The organism is Ruminococcus sp. CAG:330 (assembly GCF_000437175.1).
Lineage (GTDB): Bacteria > Bacillota > Clostridia > Oscillospirales > Ruminococcaceae > Ruminococcus_C.
In genome coordinates, this window is record NZ_FR898074.1 from 1 (window position 1) to 2,044 (window position 2,044).

General features: G+C 60.3%; 1 protein-coding gene. It reads right to left on the reverse strand.

Annotated elements, in window-relative coordinates; genetic code table 11:
• Window positions 1-274: 274 nt before the first annotated feature.
• Window positions 275-1,648, reverse strand: coding sequence for a tRNA uridine-5-carboxymethylaminomethyl(34) synthesis GTPase MnmE (gene mnmE / locus QZL66_RS08410; protein WP_022411276.1), 1,374 nt, complete (start codon window positions 1,646-1,648; stop codon window positions 275-277).
• Window positions 1,649-2,044: the final 396 nt, after the last annotated feature.

The following is a 2,044-nucleotide window of genomic DNA, read 5'->3' on the forward strand; positions in this document are numbered from 1 at the left end:
AGCTTTTCGAGGGCGGAGCGAACAAGACCGCTCCGCTCTGTTTCCCGTTTGCTGTGCTGATATTTTGAAAACGTTCCGGTGGAACGTTTTCAACGAAATTTTCCTCCGCTGAAATCTGCGGACACGGCACGCCGTGTCCCTACAAAGTGCACGGAACCTCTCGCCAGCTGGATCAGCCTTATGGGGCAACGATCTCGTTTCTTTCTGTTCCTGCACGATGCTTTTTCAACTGCGGACACGGCACAACCTGCCCCGACAATTCCGTATCTTGTAACTATTTCCCCACACAGAATCTCGCAAACACGTCATTCACCACGGCCTCGGACACCCGCTCGCCGGTGAGGGTCAGCAGTGCGTCTGCTGCCTCCTCCAGCAGCACCGTCACGGCATCCAGCATCTCTCCGGCTTCCAGCGCCTCCTGTGCCTGCAAAATTTGCGCTCTGGCGTGTTCCAGACACTGCTTCTGCCGTTCGTTGGACACCACGCCCATTTCCGGTGTGACCTGCTCCCGGTAGAACAGCTCCTCCACCGCCTGACGCAGCTCCTCCAGTCCGTTTCCGTCCTTAGCGGCCATGGAGATGACACGGGAGAACTGCGCCTGCAATGCCGCCGGTTCCAGCAGCGCTGGCTGGTCGGACTTGTTCAGAATGGCGATCACCGGCTTTTCCGGCAGCTGTTCCAGCATCCGCCGGTCGTCGTCGTCCAGCGGTCGGGTGGCGTCGAATACCGCCAGAATCAGGTCGGCATCCCGCAGCCGTTCGCCGGCACGCCGGACACCGATCTGCTCGATGATGTCCTCGGTTTCCCGCAGCCCCGCCGTGTCGGACAGGCGCAGGGTCACGTCCCCCAGACGAATCTGTTCCTCCACCACGTCCCGTGTCGTTCCGGCGATCTCCGTGACGATGCTCCGCTGGCTGCCCGACAGCAGATTGAAGAGGGTGGACTTCCCCACGTTGGGCTTGCCCACGATGACTGCCGAAACGCCCGCACGGAGAATGCGCCCGTAGTCGTAGGTGGCGAGGGTCTGTTCCAGCGGCTGGAGAATCGCCGTCAGGGACTGCTGCAGCCCCTCCGGTGTCACTGCCGGAATCTCGTCCTCCGGATAGTCCGCCCACGCTGCCAGATCGCCCAGACAGTGCACCAGCTGGTCGGTGATCTGCCGGACACGCCGGTAAAGTGCGCCCTCCTGCTGGGCACGGGCAAACCGCAGCTCCCGGTTTCCGGCAGCACCGATGACGTCCATCACCGCCTCCGCCTGTGTCAGAGTCATCTTTCCGGAGAGAAACGCACGCTTGGTGAATTCGCCCGGCTGGGCAGCCGATGCGCCGGTGTGGAGGACTGCCTGAAGAATCCGGCGTGTGACGTAAATGCCGCCGTGGCAGGAAAATTCCACGGTATCCTCGCCGGTGTAGCTGTGGGGGGCACGGAATACGGTGGCGATGCCGTCGTCCAGCGGGGTGCCGTCCGTGTCGAGGAAGCTGCCGTAGGTGCAGGTGTAGCCCGGCATGGCAGACAGCGTTTTTCCGGAGACGCTGCGGAAGCACGCCTGCGCAAGGGCAACGGCGTCGCTGCCGGAGATGCGGATGACGGAGATTCCGCCGGCGGCGTGGGGTGTGGCAATGGCTGCAATGGTATCTGTGGTAGACATAAGACTGTCTCCTTTCCTGTTTCGTTGAACTCTCCGTCTAGTCTATCACATTTTCCCCGAAAAAGCAAGATTCCGCCTTTTGTTATCTGCTTTTTCGATTTTGTAGGGACACGGCGTGCCGTGTCCCTCAATTTCGCACGACAAAAAGATGAAGAATATAGGCCTCCCCTGAAAGGGGTGACTCCCCACGGGGTGGGGAGATGCCCGAAGGGCAGAGGGGACCGCTCAGTACGAGGGGGACCGCCGTTAGGCGGTGGAGAGGTCTTTCGTGAAATCTTTTATGCAATGGATGATTTGCAGAAACCCCTCAGAAAAACGCAGTGTTAGAACCCCTCAGTCAGTGCTGTCGCACTGCCAGCTCTTACTGAGCGGTCCCCTCTGTCACTTCGTGACATC